The following is a 14,301-nucleotide window of genomic DNA, read 5'->3' on the forward strand; positions in this document are numbered from 1 at the left end:
TCTCCGGATCGGTTGGGGAAGGGGTGCGAGCGGTGCTGACACTGCCCCGGCCGGCGCCTAGTTGGGCAAGGCCCGGAAGCCGGGCGGGCCCGCGCCCAGGTGCGGGTGCGGGTGCGGGCCCGCGAACGCGAGCGGCCTCGCGGCCGGGCGGAGCGGTCGGGGCTTCAGGGACGGGGAGTGAGGCGGTGGAGGAGCTGGGCGGCCTGCTCGTGCTGGTCGCCGGGGAGCGTGCGCTTGTCGATCGCGGTCTGGAGGAGCCGGACGAGCAGGGCGGCGTCCTGGGGGTCGATGAGCGGCACCGGAGCGGGCTGGAGGGTGCTCGGGCCGTACGCGCTCGGGACGCCGGTGGTGTCGAGTACCTCCACCCAGTCCTCGCCGCTGGGCCAGTGGCCGACCGTCACGGTTCCGTCCGGGTGCACGTCGAGTCCGGCGAGGAGCAGCGCGGGCTGGTCGGCGCGTTCGACGACGATGGATCGGATGTCGTCGTCGGGGACGTCGACCGCGAGCAGGGGGCGGCTGGAGTCGGTGATCAGGTACTGCACGGGTGCTCCCTGGTGGGGTGTGGGCGGACGGGTGACGGGCTGGTGAGGCCGGGGCCCGGGCCGGGGCTGGACGGCCCCGGCCCGGCGTGTGCGTGGCGGTCGTTCAGGTACGGGGATCGTGTGAGGGCGGGGGGTTAGGAAGGCCAGCCCCGGGGTCAGCGAGGCCAGCGCCGGTAGCGCTTGGGGGTGCGGGTCAGGTAGCGGGGGAAGGGGCTGGTGGGGGTGCGGTCGACGTCGAGGCGGCGGCGGGTCAGGTAGGGAGCGTGCGGGGAGGTCAGGGGGAACGGCAGGGGCGCGGAGCCGCGGCCATAGGCGCCGGTGAGCTTGGTGGGGGTGGGGTAGATGGTGGCCTTCATCCACTGGTCGCGGCGGCGCAGTCGCCGCAGTCGGCGGCGGGTGATACGGGCGCGGGCGGCAGGAACGGTAGGCACGGTGGGCACGGGGCGGGCTCCTCGCTGGAGTGATGAACCGGGGCGGGGTGCACCGTGCGGGGGCCGGGGGTTAGGACGGCAACACCGCCGGCACCAGGACAGACCAGAGCGCGGGCCGGGGAGCGGCCGGGGGCCGGGGCGCGACACGGGGCGCGGCCGGGGGCGGGGGCGGGCGGGCGCGGGCGGGGACGGCCGGGGCCGGGGCGCCAGGGCGCGAACGCCGGTGCCCCGGACCGCGGGGAGCGGCCAGGGGCACCGGTGTACGGGAGGGGCGCGGCCGTGGGCGGGGCGAGGGCGGCGCACGGGACGGTGGGCATTACGCAGCCCCGACCCTGCGGGTCCGGGCTGCGCGGAGCAGAGCCTCAGGCGCTTGTGGGCTGCCGTGCGGGCGTGCACGCGACCGGGACGCCGACCGGTTCGGCAGGGTCCGCCTGCCAACCGGGCATGAGCTTCTGCCCACGCGTGATCAGCTCCTGCGGGACAGGCGAGTACGGGCCGTCGTAGGACGGTTTGACCTCGGGCTTCCCGCAGCCGACGCCGAGGCAGGCCCGGCAGTGACCCGTACGGACGCGGGCCTTGACCCGGACCAGCCAGCCGTTTTCGTAGACGTTGACCGGGGCGTACGAGCGGTCGGGCCACAGGGTGGTCATGGTCCTGCCGCTGTGGGTGCTGACACACCATCGGATCACGCTCATGGGGGCCTCCTGCTCATTGACGGGCGTCGGACGGTGCACGGAACGTCGTGCATGCACACCGTGGAGCGGCAGGCGGCAAGCCCCACAACCCGCAGTGAGCGGCCGTGGCCAGGGCGTCGCGTCGCTTTCCGCTTTCACCCGGCCGTGTTCGCGGCGGCCAGGTACTCGGCCAGCGCGAGGACCTGGACGAGTTGTTCGCGCGTGAGGTGATATCGGCTGGCCGTTCGGCCTGGCTGGGGTGCGGCGGCGGCCGCCGTGCCGTGCGGCGGGGTGCTGCGGGTTCTCAGGGGCCGGACGGGCAGCGGGCAGGCGGGCCACGCTGCGGGGTGGGTTCAGGCGCGGGCCGGGGGGCTACTTGGTGGTGTAGGTCAGGGGTCTGGTAGTCGCCGTCGTCGGGGATGGTCAGGTTGAAGTGGGTGGCGCCTTCGGCGGCGGCGGTGCGAAGGTCGTCGAGGAGGGTGCGGCCGTCCCCGGGGAGGGGGGTGGTCAGTTCGATGGACTCGCAGCTGCCGTCGCCGCCGAGGGCGGTCGTGGCGTCAGCGCCCGGTCAGCCGTCGGCGAGACGACGGGGAACAGGCGGCCGTCCTCGTCGCGGGTCTGGACGGGGTAGCGGCCGTTGCTGCGGAGGTAGGTGCCGTCGTCCTTGCACCACCACAGGCGCGGCGCGGTGTCGGTCTCGCCGGGGCCCAGATGGTGGGCGGGGGCGGCCCCCGGGGAGGGCATGCGGCTGGCCCCCGGCTGAGGGGTGCCGGGGGCCGCTTGGTGGTGTTCGGTCAGGAGTCGGTGTCCTCGCCTCGCACGGGGAGGTCGGGCCGTTCGGCACGGAGGTGGTCCGGGGTCACCCGCCAGGAGTTGCTGGCGGTGCTCACGAAACGGGCTCCGCATCCGGGCTCCGGCTTCACTCCCGGGATCTTGGAGTGGCGGTGTACTCCGCGGATGAGGGTGGGCATGTGGCAGTTACCGCACTCGGATTCGAAGTCCCCGATGAGCAGAGTCGCAGTCAACTCCACAGCCACCGACACGACCGCTGCCCCAGGAGGACTCAGTTGGTAAGTCGTTGGCGGGCCCACATGACTGCGACGGTCGCGGTGGCCGTCAGCGTGAGGGCGCTCAGCGCCACCATGCGGCGACGGGCCCGAGGATTGGACAGGCTGCGGAGGTTGAGCGGGATCTGGCGCGCTGTACCTCCGGGGTCAGTCATGCCGTACGGGTCGTGGGGGGCGGCGCCAGCCGAGGCGTGGTAGAAGGCAATGACCTCGATCTTGGTGTCCGCGAACACACCCGTGCGTGTTTCGGTGAAGAAGCCTCCGCCAAGTCCGTCCTTGGGGTAGCTGCCACTACTGCGCGCACAGTTCCCCAAGACCATCGCCCACTGGGCGAGGTGCTCGAGCGAGTGCCTGCCGTGAAGGTGGACGGAGATGGATGTGGAGTGCAGGGATACCGAGTTCGTGGCGACGGGCAGGTTCGGGTGCAGGGCGGCAAGCTCGACGAAGACAGCGCCGGAGCGCTGCACACCTTCGACGGTGCGAACAGGGCGAAGATCAGACATCGCAACTCCTTGGCAGCAAATGGTTGACCACATTCCCGGGTCAGGTGGTGCACCTACCGTGCCGGAGAGGAGGGCTAGTGGGGCAAGGCGCCGAGTGGTTGGCGGCACCGCGTCCCAACACCTGACAGCCTCAGCTGGGTGTGACTCCCACCCAGCGGGACGGCCTGTAGGTCGGCCCGACAAAGGCCCGGCTGCCGCTCGTCGGCGGGATGGGGGCTGGGGGCTGGGGGCCTCCCGGCCGGGGCGGGGGCGCTGTCGACGCGGGCGGCGTCACAGCGGGTACTCCCACCAAGGGGCGGGGCGGCTGACGGGCATGACCATGGAGCGGGGGCTGGCAAGCCGAGCAACACCCGATACGAGCGGCACGCGGCCGGACGGGCGGGCGGGCGGGCGGGTGCGGGAACGAGGGAAACGTCGGGTGCCCCGGACCGACGGTCAGCGGTCCGGGGCACCCGGGGAGAGGCGTGGGAGGTTCAGACGGAGCGGGGGCGTGGCGCCCGGGGAGCTGGCGGGTCAGTGCACGGACAGGTGTCGCATGTCCCAACTGTGGCGGTTGCCCGCGATGTCGCGCACCCACACGGTGTGGGGTGCGTTCGGGAAGCCCACGCGCTCTACCGTGCCCCGGCAGCCCTCGCTGTACGGCTCGCCGAGTCGCTCCCAGCGCGCGGTGAAGGTCCGCTCTTCGCCCGAGGTGTGCAGCGCCTCCAGCTCGCTTCGGTTCATGTTCCTGTTCCCTTCTCATGGAGATGCCGGCACGGCGGGTACCGGATCGTGGTGTGCTGATGACGGGGCGCCCGAACCGATGGGCCGGGCTGAACTCCCCCGTGACGGCGAGGTGGCGGCCGCGCCTTCCGGGGGCTGCACCGTGCTGGAGGAACTGGTAAGCACGGCAACCCGGATGGGCCGCGCCGGCCGCGCCCGGGGGCGGATCGCGGTGTACCCCCGGGCCGACGAGGGGGCAGCGACAGACGACCATTCCCCCGGTCGACAGGCGGGGCTGATCACAGAGACTTGGACTTCCGCTTCGGCTCGCAGCGGTGGTCCTTCACCGCTGCGAGAAGCGGGGCGATGCGGTCCGGGTGGTTGGTGATCCAGGCGCGGAGGCCGCACTGGTCGCACTGGTAGAACTCGGTCCGCAGCGGGGCAGCCACCAGTCGGGCACTGAGGCTGCGGAGCAGGGCGGTGAGCATCGGGGTGGTGTCCTTAGGTCGGAGGCTGGCTGAGGCCGGTGTCGTGCCGCCGGGCCGCCGTGCCTGCTGCGGGGAGCAGGGCGGCCGGGGGTGGGAGCCAGTCCCCGGCCTGGTGTCCGCAGAGACAGACACCAGGGCAGGGCGGCTGTGGGGTGGGGCTACTGCTGGGACGCTCCGTGCGTGTCGGCGAGGTCGGTGATCCAGGCGAGGAGCGCGGCCACGTCCCGGTCGAAGTCACCCGAGTCGAAGAGCTGGGGCTCGTCCCCGTAGTCAGTGATGAAGAAGGCGCTCAGGGCTCGGTGGGCGCTGACGGGGTGGGTCGCGGAGTTCTCCGCGCCGGTGTCACTGATCGCACCCCACGTGAGGTGTGAGGTGTCGGCGAAGTGGTAGGCGGCCCAGGACTCGTCCGTCGTCTTCCCGTCGGACTCGACGGTGCAGCGGAAACCCGCGGCGGCCAGACGGGCCAGGGCGGTGTGGAACGCAGTGATCTGGCTGGACTTCATGGACTACTCCTTGCGATGCGGTGAACGGCCCGGCAGTCGGGCGTGCGCCCAGCGGGCGGGGTTGGCTTGTGCCTGCGTGCCGCGGCTGGTTTGGGAGGCCGGGGGAGCGGGTTGGATCGGCACCGCCCCCGGCCGGTGAGCAGACAGTGCCGCCGAGGCAGGCAAGCCGCGCAACCCTCGCCGGAGGGAGCCGGGGAACGCGGACGCCCCGGGCCGCTGAATTGAATGCGGACCGGGGCGCCGGGAGGGTTGCCGGACCACTACGGCACGCCCCGGCGGCAGGTCGCGGGCGACCCAAATCGGCAAACGGCGGCCCCGTCTGACGGCGGACCTGGGGCGCGCAGGCGGCGAGTGGAGGCGCGGGCCCGGCTCCTCCGACGGGGTAGCAGGGCAGGCAGCCAGCGAGGGCGCGGTGGCAGAGCGGGAACGCAGTCAGCCCCCGGGTCGGGACAGGGTGTCCCGACCCGGGGGCCGTTAGGGCCGGCTGGAGTGGTCAGCGGCGGCTGGTGGTGGTGCGAGTGCTGAGGATGTCAATCTCTGTGGGGCAGTTCGGCGCTGTGCACCGGTCGTTGAGAAGGTAGCCGTCGCAGTCGCTGTCGGGGCAGAGGCCTGCGGCGTCCTCGTCGTCCCACGCCGCGATCTGCTGTCCGAGTCGCGCGTGGATGTGGCGCACCTGCACCTCGGACAGGGACAGCATGCCACCATTGGGACGGCCGGTCTCGTCTGGGGCGATCGGGGCGTAGTACTCGAAGCCTGAGCGGAAGCGGCCGATGTCTCCTATCACCACTTGGCGGTCGGCAATCAACTCTTCTTCCAGACAGGGCAGGTAGGTCCTGTCGATTTCGGAGACGTGCGGCAGCTCGGTCAGGTCAATGGTGTTGCGGGTCATGGTGGTGTCCTCCAGACGGATGGTGGGTCAGCTGGTCGTGAGGGGCCGCGAGGTGCGGTGAGGGCCCTGGGCGGCGACCTGATGGGCATGGGCGTGCAACTCTGTTCCGGGCCGGGAGTGGGTCCGGGCCTGCGGCTGGGCTACGGCCGGGGGTGACTTGGCCGGCCGAGGGGGGTGACCGCTCTTCGGCCGGTGTGCCGACGGTGCCTGACAAGAGGGCAAGCCCCGCAACACCCGCTAGGGGTAGATCCAGGAAAGGCGGACGCCCCGGTCCGCTGGCTGCGGGTCGGGGCGTCGGGGAGAAGGCCGGTGCCTAGGGCCCCGCGCATTGCGTGGCCCGGTGCCGGGGAATCGCGCTTATCCAGCCTCTTGCTCGTCCTCGTCGGGGCCGTCCTGGGCTGCGAGTTCGGCTGTCGCCTCGATGTCGATCTCGCCGGTGCCGTGGTAGACGATCGTCGCGCCGTTCTCGTCGGTCTCGGTAAACGGCGGAAGGTCTTCGTCGTCGTCCGGGTCGCCGGTGCCGTAGGTGCGTCGCGTGCAGTCGGGCCCGGTGCAGCGCCAGACCCGCTCGTCCCCAACGTCGATCGGCTCCGTGCTGGCCATGCATTCCGGGCAGGAGGGCGCGGACCATGCCTCCCATCGCCACAGGCCACCAATCGGGTAACGGCCTTCGGCGTCCAGCCGGATGAGGTGGCCCGGGCGACCCGGTTCGGTGCGCATGTGGGGGTCGGAGGCGATGAGCAACGAGTCGTGCAGCCATTGGCATGTGAGGTGGCGGCCCGCGCTACTGGTGGGCAGGTCACGGGCGATCTGCTCGGCGGTGGACCGGGTGACGCTGAGGGTGTCCCACGGGCCCCAGGCGCGGGTGACGGGGAGCGCCTCGTAGGGGCCGTAGTCGCTGTCGTGGAAGGTGAACAGGTCCGGGAGCAGCGGTGCGGTGTCCAGAGGCGGGAAGCAGGTGGCGACGTCGGCGCGGACGATCGCGACCGGGGCGTTCCGGAAGCGGATGACGCAGTCTGCTCGGTCGTTGGCGGGGTTCAGGCACACGTACCGGTCCGCGGTGAGGCCTGCGGCGGCTGTGTCCTCGCATGCCCGGCACTCGGCCGGGCAGGGGGTGCCGTAGGTGCGGGGGTGCGCCGTGAACGCCTCGGGAGCGTGCCGGGCGGTGCGGATGCCGGGTCCGTCGGTGAAGAACGCGGTGACGATGTCACCGTCGCGTACCTGGTGGGCGGGGACGATCGTGTGGTGGGTGGTGTTGAGGCCCTCGGGCAGTGGCCGGTAGCGGTGGGAGAGGGAGGGTACAGGGCGGTCGGTGAGCGTGAACTGGTCGGTGCTGCCGGGCGTGGTCATGATCCGGTCGGACACGAATGAGACCCTTCCAGGTTGTGTGGGTGGTGTGCGGCACGCTCCGGCGGGCAACCGTCAGGGCGCGGCTACAGGCCGGGGCCGGGATTGCCTGGCCGCCCCGACTGGGTGGGGCGGTCGGAGGGCTTCACCACACTTGGGAGGGTGGTGCGCGAACTCGTCCGGCACCGTCAACGTTGCCCTCCGCAGTGCCAACCCCCGCAACCCGCCTACTACGAGCTACAGCCTCGGAACGGTTCGCCCGGGTGTTGGGCGGCGGGCTGTGCCGGTGCGGGGCACAGACACGGAAGCCCCGGCCCTCTCTCAGCGGGCCGGGGCGGCTTCGCCCGTTGGGGCGGGGCAGGCCATTTTGGGGCTTGTGATCAGATCTCGTGATCGGGGTCGGTCCAGAACACCCCGTGGGGGGTGTGGTGCCACCAGGCTCCCGCGGCCGTCAGGGCGTCGATCTCGTTGTGGAGGGAGCCGGTGGTCCGGCGCTGGTAGCCAGCCATCGTGATGGCTCCTTGCACGGCGTCAGCCTGGTCGATGCCGACGGCCCGGCAGCCACTGTGGATGAGGTCGTGCACGACGCCGCGCCACGAGGTCCATGCGGGGATCAGTCCGGGGTGGACAGGTGCGGCTCCGACTGCCGTGTCGACAGCGTGCTTCACAGCTTCCTCGGCATCGAGCCTTCTTACGGCGGCCGGTTCGACAGCGGGCGTCATCGGAATGGGAGCGGATCCGGAATGAGGGTGAGACGACACAAGGGCTTCCTTCTGTAGCTGGGCCCGTCAGGTGCGGGCGCGTGGACGAACGGTGGCCAATGCCGGGGCTAGGCGGGCAACGCGGTGGTGCTGGCCCGCGAGTGGGCTTGTCGCACGGGCCGGATGAGCTCAGGGGTGCTCGGCCGGCGGCGGGGCTGGGCGTTGGCCGAGGGGCCGGGCCGCCCACGTGGGCGGCCCGGCGGCAGGGCGCGCCCGCACTTCTGAGGATGGTGCGGCGCGGGAGCGTTCTCCCCTGCAGTAGGGACACTGCCCCGGGAGGGACCAAGCCCCGCTAGCCCTGTCCTGTGCCTGTCTCACCGGAGCGCAACACGGGCCCCGGCACCTTGGGGCTGGCCTGGTGTGCCGAGGACCCGGGGGACGATCAGCCGATCGTGAGGTGAGCACGGAGCCTGTCCATGCCGGTGGCCTTTCGGATACGGCGTGCGCGCCGTGCCTGGATGCTCTGAGCGCGGCGGTGGGCGGTGTAGGGGCGCTGGAAGTCGCGGGCCAGGATGCTGTTTTGCTCGCGAACACGGTCTGCTGTCTGGGTCGTGATGTACGCCTCAGAGACCTCGTCGAAGATCAGCTGGGCGATTCGCAGAGGGCAGCCGTTCAGAAGTGGTTCGGCGTCGGGTCCCTCTTGCTCGAACGCCGCAATCGCGGTGTTCACGAAGGTACGGTGGGCGGGGTTCCGGCACTGGGCAGCGGCGTCGCGCAGTCCCTCCAGGATGTGCGGGAATTCGAGGACGTAGCCGCTGGGTGTCGCCTTCATAGAGTCCTCCAGGAGTCAGGGCTGCGGTGTGGCTTGGCGTGGCGCCGAGATGGGCGCCCCCGGGAGGAGCGGGGAGTGGTCACCGAACTCCCGGGGCAGCTGACTTGAACATGCCAGCCGGTCAAGCAAGGTCGGCAACCCAACCGCTGGATGATGGGACTGAGCGCGAACACCCCCGGCATGGCTTGATGGCGGGATGGGGCCGGTCGTTCGCCGAAGCCGACGGCCGGTCCTGCTGCTGGGGCCAGGAGGCGGGCAGCTGGACCGGGCGAGTGGTAATGAGACCAGGAAAGCCCCCGGCACCGCGTTGCGCGGGCCGGGGGCGGGTGCATCAGGAACAGGCCCCGAGGGCCAAACGGGGCGGAGGCTCAGGCTGCATGTGCGCTGGGGAGGGCAGCCAGTTCAGGAGCCAGGGCCTGCCGGATGACCGCGTCTGCCAGCCTGTACGGCATCGCGTTGCCGATCTGTTCGTACTGCTTGGTCCGCGGCCCCTGGAGGGGGTGGTCTGGCGGGAATGTCTGGAGAGCGGCTGCGTCGGCGACGGACACTCGAATCATGTCCTTACGGCCGCCGCGGTAGGCGGGAAGCGAGTCAGCGGGCGCCAGTCGGGTGTCTGCGATCCATCGGCCTGCATCGCGCTCTCCGTACAGGGTGGCCCGGCTGCCGGAGCCGCCGACGCAGGAGGGGTCGGGGCCGCCCGCCGCGGTGCCTACCGCGACAGTGAGCGCCGGGCGGTGCGTCATCCCCCAGCCGAGTGCCTGCGCCATTGACACCCAGGGCAGGAGGGCGGGGTGACCGTCTTCCTGTGCGGTGTTGCGGCTGTAGCGGCGGTGGGTGGGTTCAGGCAGTGCTACTGAGTCCTGCCAGCGGGCCACCAGGATGGCACGTGTACGCGTCTGGGGGACTCCGTACGCCTCCGCGTGCAGACGGCCGGTCTCCACCGTGTAGCCCTCGCGTCGCAGGATCTGCGCCATTGCCTCCCAGACAGGTAGCACGGTGGGGACCTGCTCCAGCATCACGGTTCGGAACGGACGTCCGCTGTCCAGCGCCTCAAGAACCCAGCGCAGCGGCTCGAGGACCAACCCGGTGCGCTCGTCGTCCAAGGTGGCAAGGCCGGAGCGTATCTCCTGCCTCGCAGCGAGCAGTGAGGCGAAGTGCAGCACGGTGTCCAGGGCTCGGCGCCCGGCACCCTTGCCGCCGATTGCGTACGGCTGGCATGGAGGAGAGCCAATCAGATCTGTGGCGTCCGGGAAGTCTGCGGGACCGTAGGCGCGCACGTCGCCCTCCACGGTTCCCAGGCCAGCGGCTCTGCGAGTCTCACAAGCGGAATGGTCATTCTCGATGCCTGTGACGGCTAGACCGAGCCGCTGCGCGGGAAGATCCCACCCGCCAGGGCCACCGAACAGGTCAACTATGTGGACTGGGGACTTGCCGTTCATGGCCGCTTCCTCGATTCGCGATCCTCCATCGCCGGAAGCGGAACCTCCGGGGTGGGCTGACCGAGCCAGGAAGCCATGCGTGGGCATTAGCGGCGCAACCAACAAATGCGGTACGTAAATGGGTAGTTGGTGTCAGAGCTCACAACGCGGACTGGCACCGCGCAGCGCGTGACTTGGGACGTGAGACTCAAGCAGCGGACCGCGCGCCTGGTCCGGACTTCGAGACCCGAGTCGGAGCAGCACGGCCCGGGGCGGACTCGGCGACTGACGGAGGGATCGCGCGCCGGGTAGATCGTGGCCATTCAGCACTGCCGCGTGCGAGAGCCGCCCCGGTACTGCCACGTGGTACCGGGGCCGTGACGTTGATCTTGTACCTGCTACTTGGCTGGCGCGGTGGTCATCGAGATCTGGAGTTCCCCAGAGTGTCGACGGTGGTGTCGCCCATCCACACTCGGCAGCCCAGTTCGTTGAGCTGCTGGACTTCCTGTTGTGCGCCGATCCGGCCACGCTCGAAGGCACGCCAGAACTTGGGACCGTGCGTCGAGATTCCCATGGCGTGGATGAACTCGTGGATAAGGACATGTCGGACGAGTTGGGTAGGGAGCTGGAAGGTCTGCCACGCCAGCCGGATCCTGTCTGTGGCGCCGTCGTGTACTCCCCACCGCCTGCGGCCGATATCCGTCACGACGACAGCCGGCATGGGGCGATCGGCCCCCATCATCCGCCACCAGTACGGGGCCTCGTCGGGCTGGTTGATCCAAGCGCCTCCCTCGTGGATGTACCAGTCGATCAGGGGCTTGCCGCCGAGGGGGACGGCGTCCCGGGAGAGGAGCATCCAGAGGTGAGCCTGGCGAGAGACAGGGACCTCGGCATTGTCGACGATGCGCAGGCGTGCGGAGCGGCCGAGCCACAGGAACCCCTCGCCTCCGACCAGCTCCTTGACGGGGTGGTCCGGCACGTACCGGCGGGCCTTCAGCAGCATCGCTCCTATCCGTTCACGATTCTTGGTCAGCGCGGCTATGACCAGATCCGCCGGAGTGTCGGCGGGCACATGCACCGTGATTCCCGGGTCGCCGGGCGTGATGGTCATGCCGAGGGTCTTCCTGCGTCCGCTGACCTTCACCTCATGGATGTGCCGGGCGAGGGTGGCATCGTTGGCCAAGGCTGCGAGAACAAGGGTCCTGGTGTCGTGCACGGCCTTCCAATCTCTTCTGGGGAGGCGGGCTATCGGATGCCGCCGTCCGCATTGGTCTCCAGGCGGTAGCGCCTGGTCGTGGGAACCATGCGATGAGCGGGGGTTAGTGCCACAACCCTGGCTGCCCAGGTCACGGCCGGCGGCGCGCGGTGTGAGGCCTGGTGCCTGATCCGAGGCGACAGTCGTCGAGTCGGGAGACGCTGAAGGGGCCTGCCCGCGCGCGGCGGTGGGCAGGCCCCTTCAGTCAGTTGTCGTGCGCTAGCGGGCGAGCGCTACACGGATGTGGTGGCCGGTGTTGTTGAACGGGCGCATGGTCTCGGCAACGAACTGGGCCTCCTGCGCGGTGTCGCAGGAGACCTCCTCTCCCCCGCGGCCGGAGCCGTTGTAGAGGAAGACGACGTAGCGGGCGCTGGCCGGGACGCCGTCAGGTACGGGCCGGATAGTGGGGGCGAACCCACGGGCTACTCGGTCGGCGTTCTCAACAGGTATGCAGCTCAGGCACAGGAAGACGTGAGCGCCGGTGCTGTCCTCGGCCCATACGGCACCGTACTCAAGGCATGCGTTCCGGGTGCAGCGGATTCCTGCGGTGCAGCGCGCTCGGATCTCCGCCCGGCGGGCGACCTCGTGGGCGACGTAGTGGGGCACCGCAGGCTCACCGCTGATGGCTCGGTTGGAAGCTCCCGGGCCGCCGTGGTGGAGGCCCCACTGGGCTGCCAGGGCGAGCACCGAATCGCTGGCTTCGCGATCGGCTCTGTCCCGGCGGTCCCGGGGGCGTGCCACCAGGTTGCGGCAGCGCTGCTCGATGTCAGTGAACAGGACCGAGCGCAGGTCGTCCCTCTCGTGTGCAGCCTGGGCGGCCGCCGCTCGCGCCCCGTTGGCGGTGATCAGTAGACGTGTGCTGGTTCCCTTGAGGGTTCGCTCGGCTGCGTTGATGAAGCTGCGCGCGTACGGGGTCTCCGCGTGGTCGGCGACGCCGGGAAGGGCCAGGATCCGTGCTGCGGCCGATACTGCGCGGGGGATCCGGGCGGTGGCGTAAGCGACATCGTTGGTGGTCGCGTCGGGGGAAGCCAGGAGGTGACCGATGGGGGCGACCCGGTAGGCGATGTTGTACAGGCGGCGGACCTGCCGCCCGGTCTCTTCGGCGGCGCGGGCGTTGGCACGCCACTGGTCGAGGCTGCTGGTCATGGGAGTGTCCTCTTCACGCGATGGTGGTGGGCCTGGCGCTGCACTGCGCGTTGCTGGCGCGGGGCCTGGGACGGCATAGTCCGCGCGTCCACGCGGCCCCGCTGGTGGTCTACCGGCCGCGTCGCCCAGGACCTCGTGACTGCTGGCCAGCTGGAGCACATCGTGCGAGGCGACGGGGTTAGCCCGGCAACCCCGGACTGTCCGGCCCGGACCGACCACGGGGACGGCGAACCGGAAGGTGGGCCCCAAGAACAGGGGTTGGCGACGGCTGTAGGAAGGGCCGCGAGGACGCCCCTTCTGCCTCGCCATGTCGACGGGAGCCCGCAGTTCGTTGTGACCTGTGGCGTGGTTGCACACGGAGTGGCTCGGTTCGGGAGCCATTGCGTCCATAGGCCTGAAAGGTCACGGACGCAGTGCGGCCCGGCCCCGCACGAGCGGGGCCGGGCCGTGGAACGAGCTTGGTCAGCGGGCGGGCGGAGCGGCAGGCATCTGGGACCAGATCCGGTCGGGCAGGGGGTGGTGCAGCTGCCAGGTGATCGCCATGGGCTTGCTTCCGGTGTGGCTCTTGTAGGTTCCGGGGCCAAGCAGCACCCACGGCATCGCCTTGCCGGTGGCCGTGTCCTTGCTCTCCCGCATGAAGAGCAGAACGTGGCTCCGCCGCTCAGCGTGCTTCTGGTACCGCTGACCGGTCTGGGAGTCCGGCGCCGTTGCATTCTGCGACTCCCAGTGGAAGTCGGTCCGGCTGATCGCGTAGTCCCTGTAGCGGACGGTCGGGGAGAAGTCCCGCTCGCTCTTGTTCAGGGTGATCAGCAGGGCGTCCGTCATGTTCGCCGCGTCCCAGAGCACTCCCTGGGCGAAGTAGCCCGGCATCTGGCCGCCGAGGCGGGCCACGCCCAGTGCGGCCAGGATTTCCGACCGGTTGTAGGCGTGGTGGACGCTCAGGGGGATGTGCACATGGGCTCCCCCGAGCGGCTGACCGTCGTGCATGCGATCACTGCTGAGCAGGTACGCGAGGATCTGGCTCAGCTCGCCGCGCACCGCGTGCTGGGCTCGCAACGAGTTGAGCCCAGCCGCGTAGGACGCGAAGCCGCCCTTGTCCCACAGGTTGAAGAAGAGCATCCGCGCCAGGGTCTGGTCCCATTCGTCCAGGGAGCCGTACACGGGAGCGTCGTCGGCGGTGAACAGCTGGTAGGCAGCCACACGCTCAGCATCGTCGACGTGCAGGAAGCTGTGCATTCGCTTGAGGAGAGCCGCTTCGCCGGGAAGAGCGGTGGCGGGGGTGGGCACGAGCTCGGCGCGGCGCAGGATGGTCGTCCATGTAGTTGCGCCCCGGTACACGTCGGTGATCTCGCGGCCGGTGCCGTTCAGGAAGTCGGCGAGCTGAAGGCTGCCGATCTTCTTGGCCTCCTTGACCAGCGTGTTGATCGTCGCCCGCTGCTGTATCGCGGGGGTGCTCTCGCTCGTGGAGGAGGTGTCGTCGGTCATCGGGTTCTTCCCTTTCAGCAGGTGGAGAGCGCGCCAAGTGGAGTGCGCAGCGACCGGCTGGCGCGATGCGTGGTCGGTGCTGAGTGGACTCTGACCGGCTCACTGCCAAGCCCCGCAACCCCTGCGTTGGGCCCGGAGGCCGGCGGCTGCCCTGGGCTCGTCTCAATGCATGTGGGCCGCTAGCTGTTGCTGGCCCCTGCTGGATCCGCTGCCCCCGCCTGGCTGCGGACGGCTGCCCCCCGCGTTCGAGGTATGCGGGGGGCAGTCGTATGGCCTGACATGTGGAAGAAGTGATCCGGCACGCCGCTGCTGGGCTGC

16 protein-coding genes are annotated in these 14,301 nt (G+C 70.5%); all 16 read right to left on the minus strand.

Features of this window, described 5'->3' with window-relative positions:
* Positions 1 to 164: 164 nt before the first annotated feature.
* The 16 genes from OG730_RS41615 to OG730_RS41690 all read right to left on the minus strand — a co-directional run bounded on the left by OG730_RS41615 (position 165) and on the right by OG730_RS41690 (position 13,983).
* Entirely contained in the window at positions 165 to 542 is a 378-nt protein-coding gene (locus OG730_RS41615) for a hypothetical protein (protein WP_327309775.1), read from the minus strand.
* 155 nt (positions 543 to 697) lie between these two features.
* Complete coding sequence (locus tag OG730_RS41620; RefSeq protein ID WP_327309776.1) at positions 698 to 982, minus strand: hypothetical protein; 285 nt, start codon at positions 980 to 982, stop codon at positions 698 to 700.
* Positions 983 to 1,335: 353 nt separating this feature from the next.
* Positions 1,336 to 1,668, minus strand: coding sequence for a hypothetical protein (locus tag OG730_RS41625; protein WP_327309777.1), 333 nt, complete (start codon positions 1,666 to 1,668; stop codon positions 1,336 to 1,338).
* A 486-nt stretch (positions 1,669 to 2,154) separates the two neighbouring features.
* Entirely contained in the window at positions 2,155 to 2,391 is a 237-nt protein-coding gene (locus tag OG730_RS41630; RefSeq protein WP_327309778.1) for a hypothetical protein, read from the minus strand.
* Between the two features lie 319 nt (positions 2,392 to 2,710).
* Positions 2,711 to 3,217: a hypothetical protein gene (locus OG730_RS41635; RefSeq protein ID WP_327309779.1), complete on the minus strand. Its 507-nt coding sequence runs from the start codon at positions 3,215 to 3,217 to the stop codon at positions 2,711 to 2,713.
* A gap of 513 nt (positions 3,218 to 3,730) precedes the next feature.
* A complete protein-coding gene (locus OG730_RS41640) occupies positions 3,731 to 3,940 on the minus strand; it encodes a hypothetical protein (RefSeq protein ID WP_327309780.1) in 210 nt (69 codons plus the stop codon).
* A gap of 278 nt (positions 3,941 to 4,218) precedes the next feature.
* The gene (locus OG730_RS41645) at positions 4,219 to 4,407 is read right to left on the minus strand and encodes a hypothetical protein (protein WP_327309781.1); all 189 of its coding nucleotides are present in this window, start codon (positions 4,405 to 4,407) and stop codon (positions 4,219 to 4,221) included.
* A gap of 158 nt (positions 4,408 to 4,565) precedes the next feature.
* Positions 4,566 to 4,910 (minus strand): hypothetical protein, encoded by a 345-nt coding sequence (locus tag OG730_RS41650; RefSeq protein ID WP_327309782.1) that lies wholly within the window; start codon positions 4,908 to 4,910, stop codon positions 4,566 to 4,568.
* A gap of 493 nt (positions 4,911 to 5,403) precedes the next feature.
* Complete coding sequence (locus OG730_RS41655) at positions 5,404 to 5,799, minus strand: hypothetical protein (protein WP_327309783.1); 396 nt, start codon at positions 5,797 to 5,799, stop codon at positions 5,404 to 5,406.
* Between the two features lie 357 nt (positions 5,800 to 6,156).
* A complete protein-coding gene (locus OG730_RS41660) occupies positions 6,157 to 7,164 on the minus strand; it encodes a hypothetical protein (RefSeq protein ID WP_327309784.1) in 1,008 nt (335 codons plus the stop codon).
* Between the two features lie 362 nt (positions 7,165 to 7,526).
* A complete protein-coding gene (locus OG730_RS41665) occupies positions 7,527 to 7,814 on the minus strand; it encodes a hypothetical protein (protein WP_327309785.1) in 288 nt (95 codons plus the stop codon).
* 475 nt (positions 7,815 to 8,289) lie between these two features.
* Positions 8,290 to 8,679: a hypothetical protein gene (locus OG730_RS41670; RefSeq protein ID WP_327309786.1), complete on the minus strand. Its 390-nt coding sequence runs from the start codon at positions 8,677 to 8,679 to the stop codon at positions 8,290 to 8,292.
* 368 nt (positions 8,680 to 9,047) lie between these two features.
* The gene (locus OG730_RS41675; protein WP_327309787.1) at positions 9,048 to 10,118 is read right to left on the minus strand and encodes a DNA cytosine methyltransferase; all 1,071 of its coding nucleotides are present in this window, start codon (positions 10,116 to 10,118) and stop codon (positions 9,048 to 9,050) included.
* A gap of 397 nt (positions 10,119 to 10,515) precedes the next feature.
* On the minus strand, positions 10,516 to 11,313 hold the full coding sequence (locus tag OG730_RS41680) for a YgjP-like metallopeptidase domain-containing protein (protein WP_327309788.1): 798 nt from the start codon (positions 11,311 to 11,313) through the stop codon (positions 10,516 to 10,518).
* Between the two features lie 258 nt (positions 11,314 to 11,571).
* Complete coding sequence (locus tag OG730_RS41685) at positions 11,572 to 12,498, minus strand: hypothetical protein (protein ID WP_327309789.1); 927 nt, start codon at positions 12,496 to 12,498, stop codon at positions 11,572 to 11,574.
* 462 nt (positions 12,499 to 12,960) lie between these two features.
* Positions 12,961 to 13,983, minus strand: coding sequence for a DUF3427 domain-containing protein (locus OG730_RS41690; protein ID WP_327309790.1), 1,023 nt, complete (start codon positions 13,981 to 13,983; stop codon positions 12,961 to 12,963).
* Positions 13,984 to 14,301 lie beyond the last annotated feature (318 nt).

Origin of the sequence: Streptomyces sp. NBC_01298 (genome assembly GCF_035978755.1) — a bacterium.
In the GTDB taxonomy this organism is placed as follows: Bacteria; Actinomycetota; Actinomycetes; order Streptomycetales; family Streptomycetaceae; genus Streptomyces.

Coding starts and splice junctions, on each gene's coding strand:
- OG730_RS41650 (WP_327309782.1), bottom strand. CDS start 4,910: ATGAAGTCCAGCCAGATCACTGCGTTCCACACCGCCCTGGCCCGTCTG.
- OG730_RS41670 (WP_327309786.1), bottom strand. CDS start 8,679: ATGAAGGCGACACCCAGCGGCTACGTCCTCGAATTCCCGCACATCCTG.
- OG730_RS41630 (WP_327309778.1), bottom strand. CDS start 2,391: ATGCCCTCCCCGGGGGCCGCCCCCGCCCACCATCTGGGCCCCGGCGAG.
- OG730_RS41690 (WP_327309790.1), bottom strand. CDS start 13,983: ATGACCGACGACACCTCCTCCACGAGCGAGAGCACCCCCGCGATACAG.
- OG730_RS41675 (WP_327309787.1), bottom strand. CDS start 10,118: ATGAACGGCAAGTCCCCAGTCCACATAGTTGACCTGTTCGGTGGCCCT.
- OG730_RS41655 (WP_327309783.1), bottom strand. CDS start 5,799: ATGACCCGCAACACCATTGACCTGACCGAGCTGCCGCACGTCTCCGAA.
- OG730_RS41625 (WP_327309777.1), bottom strand. CDS start 1,668: ATGAGCGTGATCCGATGGTGTGTCAGCACCCACAGCGGCAGGACCATG.
- OG730_RS41635 (WP_327309779.1), bottom strand. CDS start 3,217: ATGTCTGATCTTCGCCCTGTTCGCACCGTCGAAGGTGTGCAGCGCTCC.
- OG730_RS41645 (WP_327309781.1), bottom strand. CDS start 4,407: ATGCTCACCGCCCTGCTCCGCAGCCTCAGTGCCCGACTGGTGGCTGCC.
- OG730_RS41685 (WP_327309789.1), bottom strand. CDS start 12,498: ATGACCAGCAGCCTCGACCAGTGGCGTGCCAACGCCCGCGCCGCCGAA.
- OG730_RS41640 (WP_327309780.1), bottom strand. CDS start 3,940: ATGAACCGAAGCGAGCTGGAGGCGCTGCACACCTCGGGCGAAGAGCGG.